Source organism: Gordonia insulae, from assembly GCF_003855095.1.
Taxonomy (GTDB): domain Bacteria; phylum Actinomycetota; class Actinomycetes; order Mycobacteriales; family Mycobacteriaceae; genus Gordonia; species Gordonia insulae.
Genome location: NZ_CP033972.1, coordinates 3265769 through 3285214, shown reverse-complemented (window position 1 = coordinate 3285214; position 19446 = coordinate 3265769). Strand labels below are relative to the sequence as shown.

General features: G+C 68.0%; 17 protein-coding genes. 12 read left to right on the top strand and 5 right to left on the bottom strand.

Features of this window, described 5'->3' with window-relative positions:
* Window positions 1–213: 213 nt before the first annotated feature.
* From D7316_RS14905 to D7316_RS14880, 6 genes are all read left to right on the top strand, one after another.
* Window positions 214–1296: a Re/Si-specific NAD(P)(+) transhydrogenase subunit alpha gene (locus D7316_RS14905; RefSeq protein ID WP_124708936.1), complete on the top strand. Its 1083-nt coding sequence runs from the start codon at window positions 214–216 to the stop codon at window positions 1294–1296.
* Window positions 1296–1601, top strand: a complete 306-nt coding sequence (locus D7316_RS14900) for an NAD(P) transhydrogenase subunit alpha (protein ID WP_124708935.1) — start codon at window positions 1296–1298, stop codon at window positions 1599–1601. Before D7316_RS14905 ends, D7316_RS14900 begins: the two co-directional genes overlap by 1 nt.
* Window positions 1602–1627: 26 nt before the next feature.
* Complete coding sequence (locus D7316_RS14895; protein ID WP_124711361.1) at window positions 1628–3124, top strand: NAD(P)(+) transhydrogenase (Re/Si-specific) subunit beta; 1497 nt, start codon at window positions 1628–1630, stop codon at window positions 3122–3124.
* An 89-nt stretch (window positions 3125–3213) separates the two neighbouring features.
* Window positions 3214–3639, top strand: a complete 426-nt coding sequence (locus D7316_RS14890; protein ID WP_124708934.1) for a DoxX family protein — start codon at window positions 3214–3216, stop codon at window positions 3637–3639.
* A 194-nt stretch (window positions 3640–3833) separates the two neighbouring features.
* Complete coding sequence (locus D7316_RS14885; protein WP_124711360.1) at window positions 3834–4820, top strand: YdcF family protein; 987 nt, start codon at window positions 3834–3836, stop codon at window positions 4818–4820.
* Window positions 4821–4987: 167 nt separating this feature from the next.
* Complete coding sequence (locus D7316_RS14880; protein ID WP_164473799.1) at window positions 4988–7222, top strand: SulP family inorganic anion transporter; 2235 nt, start codon at window positions 4988–4990, stop codon at window positions 7220–7222.
* A 33-nt stretch (window positions 7223–7255) separates the two neighbouring features.
* On the opposite strand, the gene D7316_RS14875 is transcribed toward D7316_RS14880, so the two are convergent.
* On the bottom strand, window positions 7256–7963 hold the full coding sequence (locus tag D7316_RS14875) for a GntR family transcriptional regulator (RefSeq protein WP_232016921.1): 708 nt from the start codon (window positions 7961–7963) through the stop codon (window positions 7256–7258).
* Window positions 7964–8134: 171 nt separating this feature from the next.
* Here D7316_RS14875 and D7316_RS14870 point away from each other — a divergent pair, with 171 nt between their 5' ends.
* From D7316_RS14870 to D7316_RS14850, 5 genes are read left to right on the top strand one after another with little or no spacing between them, the layout of a single operon-like run.
* Complete coding sequence (locus D7316_RS14870) at window positions 8135–9118, top strand: BMP family protein (RefSeq protein WP_124708932.1); 984 nt, start codon at window positions 8135–8137, stop codon at window positions 9116–9118.
* 12 nt (window positions 9119–9130) lie between these two features.
* Window positions 9131–10690, top strand: coding sequence for an ABC transporter ATP-binding protein (locus tag D7316_RS14865; protein ID WP_232016920.1), 1560 nt, complete (start codon window positions 9131–9133; stop codon window positions 10688–10690).
* The gene (locus D7316_RS14860) at window positions 10687–11844 is read left to right on the top strand and encodes an ABC transporter permease (protein ID WP_124708931.1); all 1158 of its coding nucleotides are present in this window, start codon (window positions 10687–10689) and stop codon (window positions 11842–11844) included. The genes D7316_RS14865 and D7316_RS14860 overlap by 4 nt, the downstream gene beginning before the upstream one ends.
* Complete coding sequence (locus D7316_RS14855; protein ID WP_124708930.1) at window positions 11841–12767, top strand: ABC transporter permease; 927 nt, start codon at window positions 11841–11843, stop codon at window positions 12765–12767. The genes D7316_RS14860 and D7316_RS14855 overlap by 4 nt, the downstream gene beginning before the upstream one ends.
* A gap of 24 nt (window positions 12768–12791) precedes the next feature.
* Window positions 12792–13772 carry an ornithine cyclodeaminase family protein gene (locus D7316_RS14850; protein WP_124708929.1) on the top strand — a complete coding sequence of 327 codons (981 nt, stop codon included), beginning with the start codon at window positions 12792–12794 and terminating at the stop codon, window positions 13770–13772.
* A 33-nt stretch (window positions 13773–13805) separates the two neighbouring features.
* Here the strand turns inward: D7316_RS14850 and D7316_RS14845 are convergent, their stop codons facing one another.
* Window positions 13806–14564: a metallophosphoesterase gene (locus D7316_RS14845; RefSeq protein WP_124708928.1), complete on the bottom strand. Its 759-nt coding sequence runs from the start codon at window positions 14562–14564 to the stop codon at window positions 13806–13808.
* Window positions 14565–14708: 144 nt separating this feature from the next.
* On the opposite strand from D7316_RS14845, the gene D7316_RS14840 reads away from it, so the two are divergent.
* Window positions 14709–15566, top strand: coding sequence for an SDR family NAD(P)-dependent oxidoreductase (locus D7316_RS14840; RefSeq protein WP_124708927.1), 858 nt, complete (start codon window positions 14709–14711; stop codon window positions 15564–15566).
* 43 nt (window positions 15567–15609) lie between these two features.
* Here D7316_RS14840 and D7316_RS14835 read toward each other — a convergent pair whose 3' ends face one another.
* The 3 genes from D7316_RS14835 to D7316_RS14825 form a co-directional block, all read right to left on the bottom strand.
* On the bottom strand, window positions 15610–16128 hold the full coding sequence (locus D7316_RS14835) for a hypothetical protein (RefSeq protein WP_124708926.1): 519 nt from the start codon (window positions 16126–16128) through the stop codon (window positions 15610–15612).
* A 91-nt stretch (window positions 16129–16219) separates the two neighbouring features.
* A complete protein-coding gene (locus D7316_RS14830) occupies window positions 16220–16972 on the bottom strand; it encodes a dienelactone hydrolase family protein (protein WP_232016919.1) in 753 nt (250 codons plus the stop codon).
* Window positions 16973–17014: 42 nt separating this feature from the next.
* Complete coding sequence (locus D7316_RS14825; protein WP_124708925.1) at window positions 17015–19411, bottom strand: ATP-dependent DNA ligase; 2397 nt, start codon at window positions 19409–19411, stop codon at window positions 17015–17017.
* Window positions 19412–19446 lie beyond the last annotated feature (35 nt).

Here is a 19446-nt window from a genome sequence, read left to right as displayed (position 1 = left end):
CCACCCATGGTGGAACATGTTCAGTCAAGAGGGAAGTGACCAATCCGACTGGGACGCCCCCATCAGGTGAGGTCATGCTATGTTCGTCGCACGTTTTTGTGAGCCGGGTGACAGTGCATCGCTCCCGGTGCATCGCGGCCCGTCGCGGCCGTGATGTCGGCATCGACCGCGGGGTCCGGTCTGCCCGGTGTGAAACCAGACAAGGTGAGAATCATGAGTGTGGGTGTCGTGCGCGAGTCTGCCGCGGGCGAACGCCGAGTGGCGTTGGTTCCCAAGGTCGTCGGCTCGCTTGTCGGTAAGGGTGTCCCGGTGATCGTCGAATCGGGAGCCGGTCTGGGGGCGTTGATCCCCGATGAGCATTATGTCGAGGCGGGCGCCACCATCGGTGACCCGTATTCGGCCGATGTGGTGGTGCGGGTCGCACCGCCGTCGGACGAGGAGATCGGCAGGCTGCGCAGTGGTCAGAAGCTGATCGGCTTCCTCGCGCCGCGCAACGCCGACAACCAGATCGGTGCGCTGAAGTCGGCGGGTGTCGAGGCTTACGCGGTGGAGGCGATCCCGCGTATCTCCCGCGCCCAGGTGATGGACGCGCTCAGCTCGCAGGCCAACGTGTCCGGCTACAAGGCGGTCGTGGTGGCCGCGGATCTGTCGACGCGCTACTTCCCGATGATGACGACCGCGGCCGGAACGGTGAAACCGGCAACGGTACTCGTCCTGGGTGTGGGCGTCGCCGGCCTGCAGGCGCTGGCCACCGCCAAGCGTCTGGGTGGTCGCACCACCGGATACGACGTGCGTCCGGAGGTGGCCGAGCAGGTCCGTTCGGTCGGTGCGCAATGGCTCGACCTCGGGATCGACGCCGCCGGCGAGGGCGGGTACGCCCGCGAGCTCACCGACGACGAGCGCGCCAAGCAGCAGCAGGCGCTCGAGGACGCGATCAAGAGCTTCGACGTGGTCATCACGACCGCGTTGGTGCCGGGCCGCCCCGCGCCGCGCCTGGTCACCGCCGCCGCGGTCGAGGGTATGAAGGCCGGCAGCGTGGTGGTCGACCTGGCCGGCGAGACCGGCGGCAACTGCGAGCTGACCGAACCGGGCGAGACCGTCGTCAAGCACGACGTGACCATCACCTCGCCGCTGAATCTCCCTGCGACGATGCCCGAGCACGCCAGCGAGCTCTACTCGAAGAACCTGCTGGCACTGATCGAGCTGATGCTCGACGACAACGGGGCGATCGCACCGGATTTCGACGACGAGGTGCTCGCCGCGTCGTGCGTGACACGCGAAGAGGCGGTGGCCTGATGTACAATGAACTGCTCGCGAACATCGCGATCCTGGTGCTGGCCGGATTCGTGGGTTTCGCCGTGATCTCCAAGGTCCCCAACACGCTGCACACGCCGCTGATGTCGGGCACCAACGCCATCCACGGCATCGTCGTGCTGGGCGCCCTGGTGGTGCTGGGCTCCCTGCCCGCCGACGCCAACTGGGGTGTGCGCATCATCGCGTTCGTCGCTCTCGTGTTCGGAACGCTGAACGTGGTCGGCGGCTTCGCGGTCACCGACCGCATGCTCGGCATGTTCAAGGGTAAGAAGGAGACCGCCAAGTGAGCGCGCCCGTCCTGCAGTCAACGAGCCTGAACCTCGCCGTGGAATCGTCGGGGCAGGTGTCGGCGGGCCTCGGCTACGGGGTCACCGTCCTCTACATCATCGCGTTCTCGCTGTTCATCTACGGCCTGATGGGTCTGACCGGACCCAAGACCGCCGTGCGGGGCAACTGGATCGCCGCCACCGGAATGGGCATCGCGATCGTCGCGACCCTGCTGGGCGTCTACAACAACGCCGGCGACGTCGGGGTCCCGACGATCAACTGGGTGCTCATCGTTGTCGGCCTGGCTGTGGGTGTGGTGCTCGGCATCCCGCCGGCGCTCAAGACCAAGATGACCGCGATGCCTCAGCTGGTCGCGCTGTTCAACGGTGTCGGTGGTGGCACCGTCGCGCTGATCGCATGGGCGGAGTACATCGAGACCGACGGGTTCACCGCGGTCGGCGAGACCCCGGATGTGCATGTGATCGTCGGATCGCTGTTCGCCGCGATCATCGGTTCGGTGTCGTTCTGGGGTTCGCTGGTGGCGTTCGCCAAGCTCCAGGAACTGCTGAACAAGAACCTGGAGAAGTCTCTGGTCAAGGCGGCCAAGGGTTTCCAGTTCGCCAACATCGTGCTGGCCATCGCGGCGGTTGCGATCGCCGTCTACATCGGCATCAGCGCGGATTCGACGTCGGCGACGCCGTGGTTCTGGATCGTGCTGCTGTTGGTGATCGCCGGCCTGATGGGCCTGTTCGTGGTGTTCCCGATCGGCGGCGCCGACATGCCGGTGGTCATCTCCCTGCTGAACGCGCTGACCGGTCTGTCGGCCGCGGCAGCGGGTCTGGCGCTCAACAACCAGGCGATGATCGTGGCCGGCATGATCGTCGGCGCATCGGGTTCGATCCTCACCAACCTCATGGCCAAGGCGATGAACCGGTCCATCCCGGCGATCATCTTCGGTTCGTTCGGTGGCGGCGATGCCGGACCTGCCGGTGCCGCCGGAGATGCCGGTGGCACGGTGAAGGCGACCTCGGCCGCGGACGCCGCGATCCAGATGGCCTACGCCAACCAGGTCATCGTGGTGCCCGGTTACGGACTCGCCGTCGCCCAGGCCCAGCACGCCGTCAAGGAGATGGCAGGGCTGCTGGAGGGCAAGGGTGTCGAGGTCAAGTACGCGATCCACCCGGTCGCCGGCCGTATGCCCGGGCACATGAACGTGCTGCTGGCCGAGGCCGACGTCGCCTACGACGCGATGAAGGAGATGGACGACATCAACGGTGAGTTCAACCGCACCGACGTCGCCATCGTCATCGGCGCCAACGACGTCACCAACCCGGCGGCGCGCAACGACCCGAGCAGCCCGATCCATGGCATGCCGATCCTCAACGTCGACGAGGCCCGCTCGGTCATCGTGCTCAAACGGTCGATGAGTTCCGGCTACGCCGGCATCGAGAACCCGTTGTTCTACGGCGACGGCACCAGCATGCTCTTCGGCGACGCGAAGAAGAGCGTCGACAGCGTCATCGAGGAGCTCAAGGCGCTGTAACCGCCGTCGTTCTCGGCGACGATGAGTTTTCCGGGTGGGTGGTGTCTATCTCAGCACAACACCACACACCACCCACCGAGGAGCTCGTCATGGCCACCGCAACCACCACCCCGTCCACCGTCGGCACCACCGGCACCCGCAGCGTGCGGCAGATCGTGGGCGTCGTCATCAGCGTCGTCGTCGGCGCCTTCCTCGCCTTCGACGTCGTCGGCAAGCTGACTCAGCCCGAGGCGGTCGTCGAGGGCACCGCCAAGCTCGGCTTCCCGATCGAGCAGGCCTACGTGATGGGCACCGTCCTGTTGATCTGCCTTGTCGTGTACGTGATCCCGCGCACGGCGGTGCTCGGTGCGCTCGGCATCACCGCCTATCTCGGTGGTGCGGTCACCGCCAACATGCGGGTCGAGTCGCCGCTCGTCAGCACCACCCTGTTCGCCGTCTACCTGGGTGTGCTGATGTGGGTCGGCCTGGTCCTGCGTCGCCCGGAACTGCTGAAGGTCGTCGGCCTGCACCGGTGACCTCCCGCTCACCCGGCTCGTTCCCGCTCATCCGCTCCGGATGAGCGGGAACGAACTGCGTGAGCGGGAGATCGCCATCTCGGCGGTGGGTGTTATCGACTTGGGATCGGACGGGTGCCCCGGTGTTGCACGGACGTCCTACTGTTACGTGAGTGACAAATGTGACCAGAGTGACTCGACGTCGGGCTGCTGCGATGGCGGTGATCGCCGTCGCCGGTATCGGCGGTGTCGCCGTCGGGACGATGCCCGTCGTGTCGGAGCGATCCGTGGCCACCGTGGCCACCACTGTCGATCCGGCCCAGCTCTACAACTCGGCGCAGCAGAAGTTCGCCGCGGGCGATGTCCCCGGCGGCCTCGACGCCATCAAGCAGGCGCTCTCCATCGTGCCGGTGGACCCGGATGCGCTTGCTCTGCAAGCCATCTGGTCTGACCAGGCCGACGATGCCGCCACCCGGCAGGCTGCGCTGGCGCGCCTGGGCGGGATCAACCCGGCTCTGGCGACCGCGGCCCGCAACATCATCGAGGGCGTGGCCGCGGCCGCACAGATCGTCCCGGACACCACGCCGAAGACCGTTGCCGGGCGGGCCGCGATCGTCGTGCTCGGGTTCGGGTTGAACCGCGACGGAAAGATGGCTCCCGAACTCGTCCGACGGGTCACCGCCGGCAAATCGCAGGCCGAAACCACCACCACCGCACCGATCGTCGTCACCGGTGGGGTACCGAAGGCGGGCATCACCGAGGCGGCGGCGATGAAGAAGTGGCTGGTGGCCAACGGGGTCGACGCCGCCCGCATCACCGAGGAGGGCAGGTCCGGTTCCACCGTGGCCAACGCGCAGAACACCGCCGAGATCCTTCGCGCGCAGGGTGTCAGCAACATCATCCTGGTCACGTCACCCAACCATATCCGCCGTGGCGCAGCAGATTTCGCTGCCGTCGGGCTGCGGACCGTCGCGACGGTGACCACCGCGACCGATATCGCCAAGTATGCGACACCGCTGACGCGCGACCAGCAGAAGGGAATCCGGCTCGAAGCCACTCGCACCGCGAAGATCCCGGCGACCCGACAGCTCGGTCTGCCATTGCCGGAGAACCTTCCGGACACCGGACCCGGATTGATCACGGAGTTCGGCGGGAAGCTGCTCGAGACGTTGCTCGGGACGGGATCGTCGGAAGCCAACTGAGCGACCGTCCGCTCCACCACGAAAACATAAGCAGATACGCATGATTCACGTCGGGTAGGGCGATCGGGTGAAGTGACCCACATCGCGGTGCTGCCTTTGGCTGTTCTCACAGGATTCACAGCCGCGATGAAAGCTCGGCTTAACATCCCGTCGGTACGGTCGAGTTCATGCAGATGTCGGAGATGTCCTCTTTGCGCGGGATCCGCGCCAACCTCAGGTACGACCTCCCTGCGTCATTGGTGGTCTTCCTTGTCGCCCTTCCGCTGTCGCTGGGTATCGCGATAGCGTCCGATGCCCCGGTGATGGCCGGCCTGATCGCCGCGGTCGTCGGCGGTGTGGTCGCGGGCCTGATCGGCGGTAGCCCGCTTCAGGTATCCGGACCCGCGGCCGGTCTGACGGTCGTCGTCGCGGAACTGGTGGCCAACTTCGGGTGGAAGATCACATGTTTCATCACGGTGGCCGCGGGCCTGTTGCAGATCCTGTTCGGACTCAGCAAGAAGGCGGGCGCGGCCCTGGCGATCGCGCCGGTGGTGGTGCATGCCATGCTGGCCGGGATCGGTATCACCATCGCGTTGCAGCAGATCCACGTGCTGCTCGGTGGCGAATCGGGTAGTACCGCGTGGGAGAACGTCACCCAGTTGCCCGCGAATCTGATGGACATCGACTGGCCCAGTGCGGTCATCGGTGGTCTGGTGATCGTCATGATGCTGACCTGGACGATGCTCCCGGTGTCGGTGCGCAAGGTGCCCGGACCGCTCGTTGCGATCGTCGTGGCGACCGCACTGACCGTCATCCTGGGTCTGAACATCGAACGGATCTCACTGGACGGCAACTTCTTCGAGGCCATCGCCCTGCCCGAACTGCCGACCGGCAACTGGGGTGCGGTGGTCATGGGCATCATCACCGTCGCACTGATCGCCAGCGTTGAATCGCTCCTGTCCGCGGTTGCGGTCGACAAGATGCACACCGGTCCCCGCAGCGATTTCAATCGCGAGATGCTGGGTCAGGGCAGCGCGAACATCACCTCGGGGCTGCTCGGTGGTCTGCCGGTCACCGGCGTCATCGTGCGCAGTACCACCAACGTCGCCACCGGCGCGAAGACCCGCGCATCCGCCGTCCTGCACGGCGTCTGGGTCCTGGTGTTCGCCGCATTGCTCACCGGTCTCGTCGAACAGATCCCGACCGCGGCGCTGGCCGGCCTGCTGGTGGTCATCGGCATCCAGCTGGTCAAGCTCGCCCACATGAAGACCGCGCTCAAGACCGGTGACCTGTGGGTCTACGCGGTCACGGTGACCTCGGTGGTGTTCCTCAATCTTCTCGAGGGCGTGGCCATCGGACTGGCGCTGGCGATCGCACTGGTGGTGTGGCGCGTCGTCCGCGCGGAGATCACCTCGGAGCCGTTCGGGACCGAGGGTTCGCGGCAGTGGCTGATCCGGGCCCGCGGCTCGCTCAGTTTCCTCTCGTTGCCGAAGCTGAACAAGGCGCTCACCGCGGTGCCCGAGGCCGCCCACGTCACGCTGGAACTCGACGTCGACTTCCTCGATCACGCCGCCACCGAGGCGATCGAGGACTGGAAGTGGGCGCACGAGGCGACCGGCGGCTCGGTGCTGGTGCTCGAACGCGGCAAGGCGCGCCTCGATCATGCGCGCGAGGCGCCGCCGCGCCGGCACACCACCGGCATCATCGGACTCACCCCGTGGCGCAGCCGGCGGAACAACGGCGACGCGCCCTGCGCCGCGACTCCGCCATCGCTGCAATCGATCATGGGCGGGGTGTCGGAGTACCACCGCGACCACGCCGACGTCCTGCGCGCGGCCACCTCCGACGTCACCCACAGTCAGGACCCGGACTCGTTGTTCCTCACGTGCGCCGATTCGCGACTGATGCCCAACATCATCACCGCGAGCGGTCCCGGCGACCTGTTCACCGTCCGCAACGTCGGCAACCTGGTTCCCGGTGAGGGATCCACGGACACGTCGGTGGCCGCCGCGCTCGAGTTCGCCATCGGTGAGATCGGGGTGAGTTCGGTTGTGGTCTGCGGTCATTCGTCGTGCGGTGCGATGAAGGCGATGCTCGCCGGCGCCGACACGAGTGACGGCAAGATCGGCTCGTGGCTCGGTCACGCGATTCCCAGCCTGGCTGCCTTCCGGCTCGACCATCCGGCCGGTCGGGCCGCAGCAGAGGCCGGGTTCCCGGAGGTCGATCAGCTCGCCGTGGTCAACGTCGCGAAGCAGATGGAGAACCTGATGCGGGATCCGGTGGTCGGGCCCGCGGCCACCGACGGCCGGTTGCGTGTGGTGGGACTGTTCTTCGACATCCCGACCGCGCAGGTCTTCGAGGTCACCGCCACCGGTGTCCGGCTCGCGGGTACCGACGCACGTGCGGAGTCGTTGTTGCCGTAGCGCTCGTCCGGGACCCGTCGACGCAGACGATGTCTAGCGTCGACGGGTCTTGGTGAGCTGGATCGGGTCGAGGTCGGATGCCGACCATTCGGCAGCCATCGCAAGGCTGGTCGCGCGTCCGGAATGCACGTGGTGGAAGGCGGATTCCGCCGCGCGATCGGGATCGTGCGCGGCGATCGCGGCGAGCAGTTCCTCGTGCTCGCGGCACTGGACGCCCGGGTCCCGGTCCTTGGTCAGGTGGAAGAGCCACTGCGTGCGCGCCTCCAGCGGTCGCAGGATGCCTTCCAGCAGCGGGTTCGCGGCCAGGTCCACGATGATCGTGTGGAATCCCGCATTCGCCGCCGCGATGGCGGGTTTGTCGTCGCGCGCGGTCGCAGTACGGGCGATGTCCAGTTGGGTGGCAAGGGAATCGAGGCCTTCGGGCGTCGCCCGTTCGGCGGCCAGACGGGCGGCCAGTACCTCCAGGCCCTCTCGCACGTCGAACAGGTCGCGCACATCGTCGACGGTGAAGGGTGCGACGATCGCGCCCTGACGCGGGACCATGACGACGAGCCCGTCCTGCTGCAACCGCTGCATCGCCTCCCGTAGCGGGATGCGTGACACCTCGAGTTCGGCGGCCAGGTCGCGCTCGACGAGTCGCGTTCCCGGCGGGAGGTCCAGTCCGACGATCCGCGTGCGCAGTTCGTCATAGGCGTGCTCGCGCAACGACTTCTTCGTCGAATCGGACGCGGCGGTGGTCACGATGGTCCTCATCTCTGTGGGCGTCGAGAGCCAGCATAGCCGTGGGGAAGTTAGCGGTATACCGGTAACCGCACTCTTACTGCCGCGTAATGCAACGGAAATGACCCGAGTGGACTCTTCTAGTAACGGTATACCGCTAAGTGGTGACCACCGGAATCCAGGGGAGCTCCCATGAAACGCTTTCGTCCCATCGCACTCGTCGCGGCGGGTGTACTCGCATTCGGCCTCACGGCATGCGGATCGTCCGGGGAGAACGGTGACTCGGACGTGTTGTCGGTCGGGGTCTTCCTGCCCGGCTCGGTCAACGACACCGGATTCATGCAGTCCGCCTATGCCGGTTACACCCGCATTCAGGAACAGCTCGGGGACAAGGTCGACGCCAGCTACGTCGAGCAGGTCGCCGCGGCGGACTACCAGCAGGCATTGCAGCGCTTCGCCTCCGAGAACGACCTGGTGATCTCGGTGGGCGGGCAGACCGACGCGGACCTCCGCAAGGTTGCGCCCCAGTTCCCGGACGTGAAGTTCGTGGAGATCGGTGGACCCGCCGACGCCGAGCCGATGCCCAATCTCGCGTACTACGACCCGCAGCAGGCCCAGGCGGAGTTCGTCGCGGGCGCGGCAGCCGGGGCGGCTTCCAAGTCGGGTACCGTCGGATTCGTCGGTGGCGTGGAGCTGCCCGCGATCGTCAACTCCGCAAAGGCCTTCCAGAACGGAGCCACCTTCGTCCGGCCGGACATCAAGGTGCTCCCACCGCAGTATGTCGGTGACTTCAACGACCCGGCCAAGGCCAAGCAGGCCGCGTCCACCGCATATGCGGGCGGCGCCGACGTGCTGAGTCAGATCGTGAACCTGGGCAAGCAGGGTATGGAACAGGCGGCACAGGAGACCGGAAACCGCATGAGCGGCGGACCCATCCCCGGAGACTGCACCAACGCCGTCTACAGCGGATACGTGCGGACCGACATCGGCACGGAGGTCGAGTACGCGGTCAACTCCACCCTCGACGGCACCTGGCGGGCCGAGCAGGTCCCGTTCGGGCTGACCAGCGACAAGGGGGGCACCGACTACATCATCTGCTCGTCCGATCCCGCCGTGAAGCAGGCCGTCGACCGCGCCAAGACGGCCATCGCCGACGGCTCGGTCACCCCGTACTGACCGGGACCGACGATGACCATCACCCCCGACACCATGACACCCGACACGGTGACACCCGACACGACCGCGCTGCTCACGCTCGACGGAGTGGGCAAATCCTTCGGCAGCGTCCGCGCCCTCGACGGCGTTCACCTTGCGGTGCAACCACGCTCGGTGCATTGCATCCTCGGCGAGAACGGGGCGGGCAAGTCCACCCTGTGCAACGCGATCTATGGCACGGTGTCCCCGGACGCGGGCCGGATGACGCTCGCCGGCGCCGACTACCGGCCGCAGGGTCCGGTGGAGGCACTGCGAGCCGGGGTGGCGATGGTGCATCAGCATTTCTCGCTGATCCCGACGATGACGGTCGGCGACAACCTCCTGCTGGGCGGCGACGGTTTCCGCCCCGCCCGGCGGGAGTTGGCCGGCGACCTCGACCGCATCGCCGACACCTACGGACTGAGCGTCGACGCGAAGTCGACGGTCCGCGACCTGAGTGTCGGTGCGCGCCAACGGGTGGAGATCGTGAAGGCGCTCCTGCGGAATCCGCGGCTGATCCTGCTCGACGAGCCGACCGCCGTCCTCGACCCCGCCGAGATCGACGCCCTGATGGCCACGTGTGCCGCGTTGACCGATGACGGAAAGTCGGTGGTGCTGATCACCCACAAGCTCGCCGAGGTGGCCCGCGCCGCCGACGAGGCCACCGTGCTGCGCGGCGGCACGGTCGTGGGCGGCGGGCGCCTCGCCGACGTCTCGCTGTCGACGCTGACCGAACTCATGCTGGGCGACGCGCCACCGGTGACCGCCGAACGCGCGCCGCGCCGCGACACTCCGACGAATGCGCCGATCTGTTTGCAGGTCAATGGGATCACCGTCAAGGGGGCCGACGGTCGAACCGCGCTGTCCGACGTCGACCTGACCGTACGGGCCGGCGAGATCGTCGGCATCGCCGGCGTCGAGGGCAACGGGCAGTCGGAACTCACCGCGGTGCTGTCCGGCGCGTCGACCCCCGACGCGGGGACGGTCAGCGTCGACGGCGAGGACCTCACCGACACATCGCCGGCGCGGCGTACCCGTGCGGGTGTCGCCGTGATCCCGGAGGACCGGCACGCCGAGGGGATGGTCGCGGCGCTGTCCATCGCGGAGAACATCGCGATGCCTCGTCTGGCGAACTACCGGCGCTGGGGACTGTTGGATCGCCGACGGATGCGTGTCGATGCGGCGGACGCGATCACCGCCTACGGCGTGCGTGCACCCGGCCCGGACACCACGATGGGAGAACTGTCCGGCGGCAACCAGCAGAAGGTGGTGCTGGCGCGCGAACTCGCGACCGACCGACTGCGGGTCGTCGTCGCGGCCCAACCGACTCGCGGACTCGACGTCGGGGCGGTCGCCTTCGTGCTGGACCGGCTCCGCGACGCCGCCGACGCCGGCGCAGCAGTTCTGGTGACCTCCAGCGAGATCGACGAACTCATCGCGGTCTGCGACCGGGTGACGGTCGCCTACCGGGGCGGTCTGCGCGGATCGGTCGACACCGGTGATCCACGCGCCGCCCAGACCATCGGCCGACTGTTGACAGGAGTGGGCGAATGACACTGCCACGGCCACGGATACAGCTCCGCTCGGCGACCCCGGCGCTGAATCCGCGCCACCCGCTGGTGGTCGCCGTCGGCGCGCTCGTCATCGCCGCCGCCGTCGGATTCGCTCTCGCGGCGGCTGCCGGCGCCGGTCCGGCAGAGGTGATCGACGCCCTGATCGAGGGCACCGTCGGTTCCCCGTTCGCCGTCGGCACCTCGATGAACAGCGCCGCCGTGCTCATGCTGGTGGCCGTCGGCTTCACGATCGCCTACCGTGCCGGTCTGGTCAACGTCGGTGGCGAGGGTCAGATCTGCCTCGGCGGGATCGGTGCCACCGCAGTCGGTGTGTCGCTACCGGCGTCGACTCCGGTGTCGCTCGGACTGCCACTCGCGTTGGCCGCGGCTATCCTGGCCGGCGCCACCTGGGCGTCGATCGCCGCGTGGCTGCGGGTGCGTCGCGGGACCAGTGAGATCATCACCACGCTGCTGCTCAACTTCGTGGGGCTCGCGCTGGTCGTCCTGATGGTGCACGAGCCCTCGTTGCTGCGGCAGCCGATGACCTCTTCGGAGACCCTGCCCCAGTCCGAATCACTCTCGCCGGCAGCTCATCTGCCCCTTCTCGGTCTGTCCAAGAACCCGGCGACCATCGCCCTGATCGCGGCCGTGGTCCTGGCCGTCATCGTCGGGATCATGCTGCGGAACAGTGCGATCGGGCTCCGCCTCCGCTCCGTGGGGCTGTCACCCACCGCGTCGGCCCGGCTCGGGATCCCGGTCGACCGTACTTCTTTCCTCGGACTGACCGCCGCGGGTGGGTTCTCCGGGTTGGCCGGCGGCCTGCTCGTCACGACCGCACCGTTCGTCCTCGCCGAGGGCTTCTCGTCGGGGTTCGGGTTCAGCGGGCTGGTCGTCGGGCTGCTGGCCCGCGGCTCGATGACCGCGGTGGCCGGCGTCTCGCTGCTCTTCGGGTTCCTGGTGTCCGGCGGGATCAATCTGCAACTCGCCGCGGGTGTCCCGTCGTCGACCATCACCGTCGTGCAGAGCGTGCTGATCCTCCTGATCGCCGGAACCGCGTGGTGGACCACCACCGCTCGCCGATCCCGCACACCAGATGAACCGGACGCCGACGATCCGTCCACGACCCGTTCGACCGACGTGGAGGTGCCCGCATGAGCGTCGACATGATCACCGAGATCCTCTCCAGCGGAGTCGCCTTCGCCATCCCGCTGATGCTCGCGGCGGCAGGGGAGTCGATCAGTGAGCGCGCCGGGGTCCTGAACCTGAGCATGGAGGGCATGATGCTGTGCGGTGCGTTCGCCAGTGTTCTCGCCGCGGTCACCACCGGATCGGCCGGTGTCGGCGTCATCGCCGGGATCGCGGCGGGCCTGGTGTTCGGTGTCGGCAACGCATTGCTCAGCGTGCGCTTCCGGGCCGACCAGATCGTCATCGGCATCGCCGCGAATGCGCTGGCGCTCGGCCTCACGACGTTTGGTGCGCGCATCCTGCTCGCCGACGGAAAGGGCACCGGGGTACCGGCATTCGCCGATCTCGACATCCCCGTCCTGCACGACCTGCCCATCGTAGGGCCCGCCCTGTTCGGCCAGACGCTGCTCGGCTATCTGTGCATCGGTGTCATCATCGTTCTCGCCGTGGTGTTCTCGGCACACACGATGCCGGGCATCCGCATCGACGCCGTCGGCGAGGACGCCACCTCCGCCGGGTGGACCGGGCTGGCGGTCAATCGCATCCGTGTGCTCGGCGTGCTGATCGCGGCCGGCGCAGGCGGACTGGCCGGCGCCCAGCTCGCGCTGTCCGAGGTTCGCTCCTTCAGCGAGAACATGACTGCCGGCATGGGCTACCTGGCGGTGGTCGCGGTCATCGCCGGCCGCTGGCGGATCACCGGAATCCTCGTGGCGACAGTCTTCTTCGGGATCGCCCGGGCGCTGCAGTTCGCGTTGCCCGCCGTCGGCGTCGACATTCCGTACGCCGTCCTGGTGATGCTCCCGTACATCGTCGCGATCGTCGCGGTCGCCGGCTTCGTGGGCGGTCGCCGGGCGCCGTCCTGCCTGACCGTTCCCTACGTCGGACGAGTCTGACGACCACCTCAGAAAGGGGCCGTGATGGCCATCGTCCTCACCCATTCCGATGTCGCCGACCTGATCGATCGCCGTGCCGTCTACGACGCCGTCGAGCAGGCCCACGCCGACCTGTCGACCGGCGCGGCCGCCAATCCGGCCCCGGCGGTCCTGCCGATCGGAGCCGGTACGGTTCTGCCGATGGCGGCCACCTCGGTCCGCGCCCGCAGCAGCGCGGTGAAGTTGTTGTCCGACATGCCGGCGAACCGCGAGATCGGTCTGCCCGCGCAGCGGTCGACGATCCTGCTGGCCTCGGCGGAGACCGGTGAATGCGAGGCGTTGCTCGACGGCAGGCTGATCACCGCGATCCGGACCGCGGCGACCAGCGCCGTGGCGACCGCGCACCTCGCCCGCGACTCGAGTACCTCGCTCGGGCTGATCGGCGCCGGCGCGCTGGCGGTGGAGCACACGCGGGCGATCGCGCGGATCCGGCCGATCGGGAAGGTGTTCGTGTGGTCGCGCAGTGCGGCAACCGTGGACCGGTTCGGGCAACTCATCGACGACCTCGACGTGGAGGTCGTGTACGCGGAGTCGCCCCGGGATGTCGTGTCGACGGCGGACATCGTCTGCACGCTGACTCCCTCCCTCGATCCGATCGTGCAGGGTGCGTGGTTCCGGCCGGGGTTGCACCTCAACGCCGTCGGGGCTCCACCTCGCGCCGATCACCGCGAGATCGACGGTGCCGGAATGGGGTCGGCTCGACTCGTGGTGGACAGCCGCGCGACCGCGTTGGCCAAATCGGGCGATGTGCTGATGGCGATCGGCGAGGGCCACCTCGGTGCGGCCGCCGTGGATCTCGAACTCGGCGACGTCATCGTCGATCGCGGTCTGGGGCGTCGCACCGATCAGGACATCACCCTGTTCAACTCGGTCGGCATCGGGCTCCAGGACCTGGTCACCGCACGACTGCTCGTGGACTCCGCTGCCGAGCGGGGTGTGGGCACCGTGGTGGAGATGTCGCGCTGAGCGTGCCCGCAACGGCACGCCTCCGGCCGGTCCCTAGAACATCACCGAACGGAAATGGGTGACCAGGCGCCAACCGTCGGGTGGGCCACCGACGCCGTCGAGGAAGTGGAACGCGATGCCCGGCGGCTGACCGCGATTGACGATCTCGGTGCCCTCGAACGGGAGATTGAGGGTGGACGCCGCGCCCGGTGCGACTGCCAGCGGACGTCCGGCGAAGGTCGTGACCGATGGGGTGTGGGCGTGCCCGCAGAGGAACGCGACGATGTTCGGGTGCCGGTCGACCAGCGCCGCCAGCCGGGCTTCGCCGGTCTGCCGAATCGAGTCCATGAACGGCATACCCAGCGTCGTGGGTGGGTGATGGAAGGCGATCAGCACCGGTGTCGCCGCCCCCTCGGCCGTGATCGTCGCGGAGATCCACGCGAGTGTCTCGTCGGTCAGATAGCCGTCGTTCTCGCCCGGGATGGAACTGTCGCAGACGACGAACAGAACGCCGCCGATCACCTCGGCCTGGTTGACCGGTTCGCTGGTCTCCCGGCCGAGCAGGCCGGCGTTGAACCGTTCGCGATGGTCGTGATTGCCGGCGGTGATCAGCATCGGCAGCGGACTGTAGAGGACACCGTGCGCCTCGCGGTACTCGGACTCGCTGCCCTCGTCGGTGATGTCGCCGGTCACCAGGAGCGCATCGATGCCGTCGGCGCGGGCGTTGATGTATCCCAGCGTCGATTCGATCCGGCGGCGGTTGTACCGCGTGCCGTTGAAATGCAGGTCGCTGATGTGGGCGACGACGAACACACAAGCTCCTAGGTGACGGACTCACCTGAGGCTAGTCACACCGTCCGCAGATGGCACGACGAGGCCCTCGATCCGTCGACGTCCCGTGTCGCCGCCCACACGTCGGTGGTTGACACAGCGCAGCCCACACATCATGGTCGGCGGATGAGGCGACGAGCGCGCAGGAGCGGCCAGGAAACAACGCGATTCGACGGGGCGACCGCGGTGGTGACCGGTGGCGGCTCGGGGATCGGGGCGGCGCTCACCCGGGCACTCGTCGCGGCCGGCGCCGATGTCGCCTGCACAGACCGGGATCTCGACGCCGCGCGACACGTCGTCGAGGGTCTGGGTTCCGCACCGGGGTCGGCGCGGGCCGTGCGCCTCGACGTCACCGACGGTGAGGCCGTCCGCCACCTCGTCGACGACGTGGTCTCGACATCGGGTCGCCTCGACCTCATGTTCAACAACGCGGGCATGGCCCTCGGTGGCAACACCGAACTCCTCACCGCGGACCAATGGGACGCCATCATCGACGTGAACATCCGCGGCGTGGTCCATGGGGTCACGGCCGCGTACCCGCACATGATCCGTCAGCACTCCGGTCACATCGTGAACACCGCGTCGATGGCCGGTCTCACCGCCGCCGGACTGATGACCAGTTACGTGATGACCAAGCATGCGGTCGTCGGACTGACGCTGGCGTTGCGTTCGGAGGCGGCCGCGCACGGCGTGGGCGTCACAGCGCTGTGCCCGGCCGCGGTCGAGACCCCACTGCTCGACGGCGAGGGGGTCGGCGGATTCGACGGCCGGACCTTCTATCTGTCCGGGCAGGGGGTGCGCACCGCCTACGGCGCCGACCGGCTCGCCGCGGAAGCATTGGTCGCCGTCGAACGTGACAAGGCGCTGCTCGTCGTACCGGCGCAGGCTCGGGCGGCGTGGCGCTTCTCCCGGATCGCACCGACCACGATGCAGCGGATGACAGCCAGATTCGTCGCCCAGCAGCGACAGCGTCAGGGACTCTGACAGCTCTCTCGACACCACCCGGACGTGCGGCCTGGACGCCTGGTCAGTATCCGGCGCCGCGACACGTCGACGTGTCGATGGTTCCGTCTGAGCACAGCCGGGTGAACTCACTGTCGGCCGGGCCGCTGCCGATCGAGGCGACAGGCATGCTGAATCCGGCTGCGCCACAGAGCGCATCGGCCGCCTGGCCGCGGGAGCACAGGTCTCGCAGCTGTGCCGGGTCGGGCGTCGACGATTCGGGGTCGGGTGGGACGGCCAGGCCTGATTCGGTACAGAAGGACGCATCGGCGTCCCCGACGGAACACAGGTAGGCCAATTGCGCGCGGACGGCACCCGGCCCGCCGGCCTGTTCAGGTGTGGTCGGGGTGCCCTTCTGCGGGACCGCACGAGGTCCGGGCGCCACCCGCGCCGCCTCGGCCGAGTGCCGGGCATGCGAGGTGGTCCCCGACGATCCGTTCGCAGACGGGCCACCCGCTTCGTTCTCCGTCCCGCACGCGGCGAACGCCGGCGTGGCGACGAGCAGGACTGCGGTCAGCAGTCCCATGCCGAGGTGTCGGTTCACGCTGTACCTGCTTCCGTTCGTCCACCGTGTCCGTCGATAGCCAAATGAATCAGATCGCAGCGATTCCTGTCGGCGAACGCGGTGGATTCGCTCAGTGCAGCGTCCGGGCGTACAGCGCCCGCAACTCCGTGAAGTGCTGCTCGGTCGCCTCGGGGTGGAAGACCGCGGTGTCGGCCATCGTGTACCCGTGCATCGCACCGGGATACACCGACGCCGAATGTGTGACGCCGGTCGACGTCAGCGCGTGTTCGAACGTGGCGACCGCCTCCGGCGGCAGCGAGCGGTCCTGGTCGGCGTGGATCGCCAAGATGTCGGCACGCACGTCGGGCAGCCGACGATGTGGGCTCGCGGGGTCATCGGTCACCAGTCCGCCGGTGTGGAACATGCCGATGGCCCCGACATCGTCCGGGCGGGTCGCGGCGGCGAGCAGTGCGAGCCGGCCGCCCATGCAGTACCCGGTGGCGCCGATGGGACCGTCGGTGACGCCCTCGAGGCCACGAAGCGCGTCGATGTAGGCGGCCAGGTCCGGGGTCGCCAGGTCGTCGGTCAGGCCTCGGACCCGCGGCATCACGTCCGTGAAGAACTCGTCTCGACTCGATGGATCGGTGAGGTCGACGGTGGGCTCGAGCTCGCTCGCGCTGCCGGAACGGTAGAAGACGTTGGGCGCCAACACCACATGGCCCCACGACGCGATGCGGTCGGCCATCGCCTTGGTCTGCGGTCGCAGGCCGATGGCGTCGATGATGAAGAGCACACCCGGGTGGGGTCCGTCGTCGTCGGGTCGGGTGAGATAGGCGTCGGCGGTGCCGTCGGGGGTGTCGACGGTGATCATCTCGGAGGGCACGGCAGCAGTCCTTTCCACGGTTCGTTCGGATGGATTCTCGGGTCAGAGGTCTCCGGGCAGTTTGTCCCGCCGGATGCCACGCCAACTGGGATGGCGCAGGTGGCCGGTGGTGGTCCAGTCCATGAACCGGACCTCGCCGACGATCTTGGGCAGTACCCAGACCGCACTCGACGCCACCGGGCGGTCCAGCTTGTCGACGAACGGGCAGGTCTTGATGCGCAGTGGCTCGAGTTCGGCGGCGAGGGAACGGAGTTGGGCGTCGGTGAAGCCGGTGCCGACGCGCCCGACATACCGCAGGCCGGTCTCCTCCGGCAGTCCGAGCAGCAATGATCCGATGGTGTCCGAGCGGTTGCCGCGGCCGGGGCGGTAGCCGCCGATGACCACCTCGATGTCGCTCCAGTTCTTCTGTTTCAACCACTGCGTGGTGCGCCTGCCCTGCTGGTACGTCGACGTCCGACGCTTGGCGACCACACCCTCATAGCCCTGTTCCCTGCTGTGCGCCACGGCCGCCCGGCCCGGCCCGTCCAGCAGCGGTGGCACCTCGGCGTGGGTCGACCGCGCGAACGCCGGGGCGAGTTCCTCGAGGAGTTCGCGACGTTGTGACCACGGCCGGCGCAGCAGCGACGTCCCGTTCAGGAACAGGATGTCGAAGATGTAGAGCTTCAGTGTCAGGTCGTCATCGGTGGTGTTGCGCGCGGCAAGCAGGGTGAAGTTGGTGCGCCCGCTCGCGTCGAGTGCCACCACCTCGCCGTCGAGGACCACGTCGATGAGCCCGAGATCGTCCGCGATGGAACGCAGTTGCGGGAAGTCGGCGGTCATGTCGATCCCGGAGCGCGACGTCAGCCGGAAGTCGCCGTCGATGTAGCGCACCAGGATGCGGTAGCCGTCCCATTTGCCCTCGAAGGCCCAGTCCCGCCCGTCGAGGTTCTCGATGGATTCGTCGGTCGCCAGCATGGGCCGCGGATCCTTGAGACTGTCCGGCAGGATGGGCCGCGGCTCGTCGCTCATCAGGTGGGCGAGCCAGTTCTTGTCGCCGGTTTTGATGAGCGCGTAGCGCCCCTGCACGCGCTCGCCGTGCAGACGCACGATCACCTCGTTCTCGCGCCACTTCTCGGTCTCGTACGTGCCGCGGTCCCAGATCTCCACATGCCCGCCGCCGTACTCGCCGGCGGGGATGTCGCCCTCGAAGTCGGCGTAATCCATGGGGTGGTCCTCGGTGTGCACCGCGAGCCGGTTCTGACCGGGGTCGTCGGGCAGGTTCTTCGGGACCGCCCAGGACACCAGCACGCCGTCGCGTTCCAGCCGGAAGTCGTAATGCAGTCGGCGCGCGTGGTGCTCCTGGATGACGAAGATCGGTCCGGCACCGATGTCGGTGTCGTCGCCGCGCTCGCGGTGGGCCTCGTCGCCGAACGGCTCGGGCGTCTTGTCCGCATCCCGCTTGCGTCGGTACTCACCAAGGCTGACAACAGGATTCGCGACGGGGGCAGCGGTGGCAGCCGCCGCGGCGACCGCGTCGGGGTCGAGTTCCTCGGTGTCGTCCGCGCCGGCGGTGTCGTCGGGTCCGTGCGCGTCGTCGAGATCACGCAGCAGATCGCCCTCCGCGGCAACGCGTTCGAGGACCTCGTGGAAGAGCAGCTGCCCGATGTCGGGATCGGTGAGTTCGTCCCAGGTGCGGGGCGCGGCCACCCAGGGCTGATCGCGACCGCGCATCGAATACGGCGCCAGCGTCGTCTTGGAGCCGCTGTTCTGGCTCCAGTCGATGAAGACCTTTCCGGTCCGGATCGACTTGGACATCGTCGCGGTGATCTCGGCGGGATGCGACGCGGCCAGGCTGGTGGCGATCTGTTTGGCGACGGTCCGCGCGGCGTCCGGTGAGACGGGACGGTCGAACCGCGCATACAGGTGCAGTCCCTTGCCGCCGCTGGTCACCGGAAAGGCGGTGAGTCCGGCCGCGGACAGCATGTCGCGGATCATCAGAGCGACCTCGGCACACTGCGAGAGCGGGACGTCGGGGCCGGGGTCGAGGTCGAGGACGAGGCGGTCGGCCTTCGGTGCGGACCCCTCGGTTGCCGGGACACGCCACTGCGGCGTGTGCAGTTCGAGCGCCGCCATCTGGCCGAACCACACCAGGTCGGCCTGCGACGACGCGAGCGGATAGGTGATCACCCGTTTGCTGTGTTGTTCACCGAACCGTTCGAGCCAATCCGGTGCCGACGCGGGGAGGTCCTTCTCGAAGAACGGCATCGACTCGACGCCGTTGGGCCAGCGCTTGCGGGTGATCGGGCGTCCGGCGAGATGCGGGAGCATGACGTCGGCGATACGCGAGTAGTAGTCGACGACCTCGAACTTCCGGGTTCCCGTCTCCGGGTAGAGCACCTTCTCGAGGTTGGTGATCGGTATGCGACGACCGTCGACCTCGAGACCGTCACCACCCGCCATGACGACCATTGTCCACGTTCCGGCCCGAGGATTCG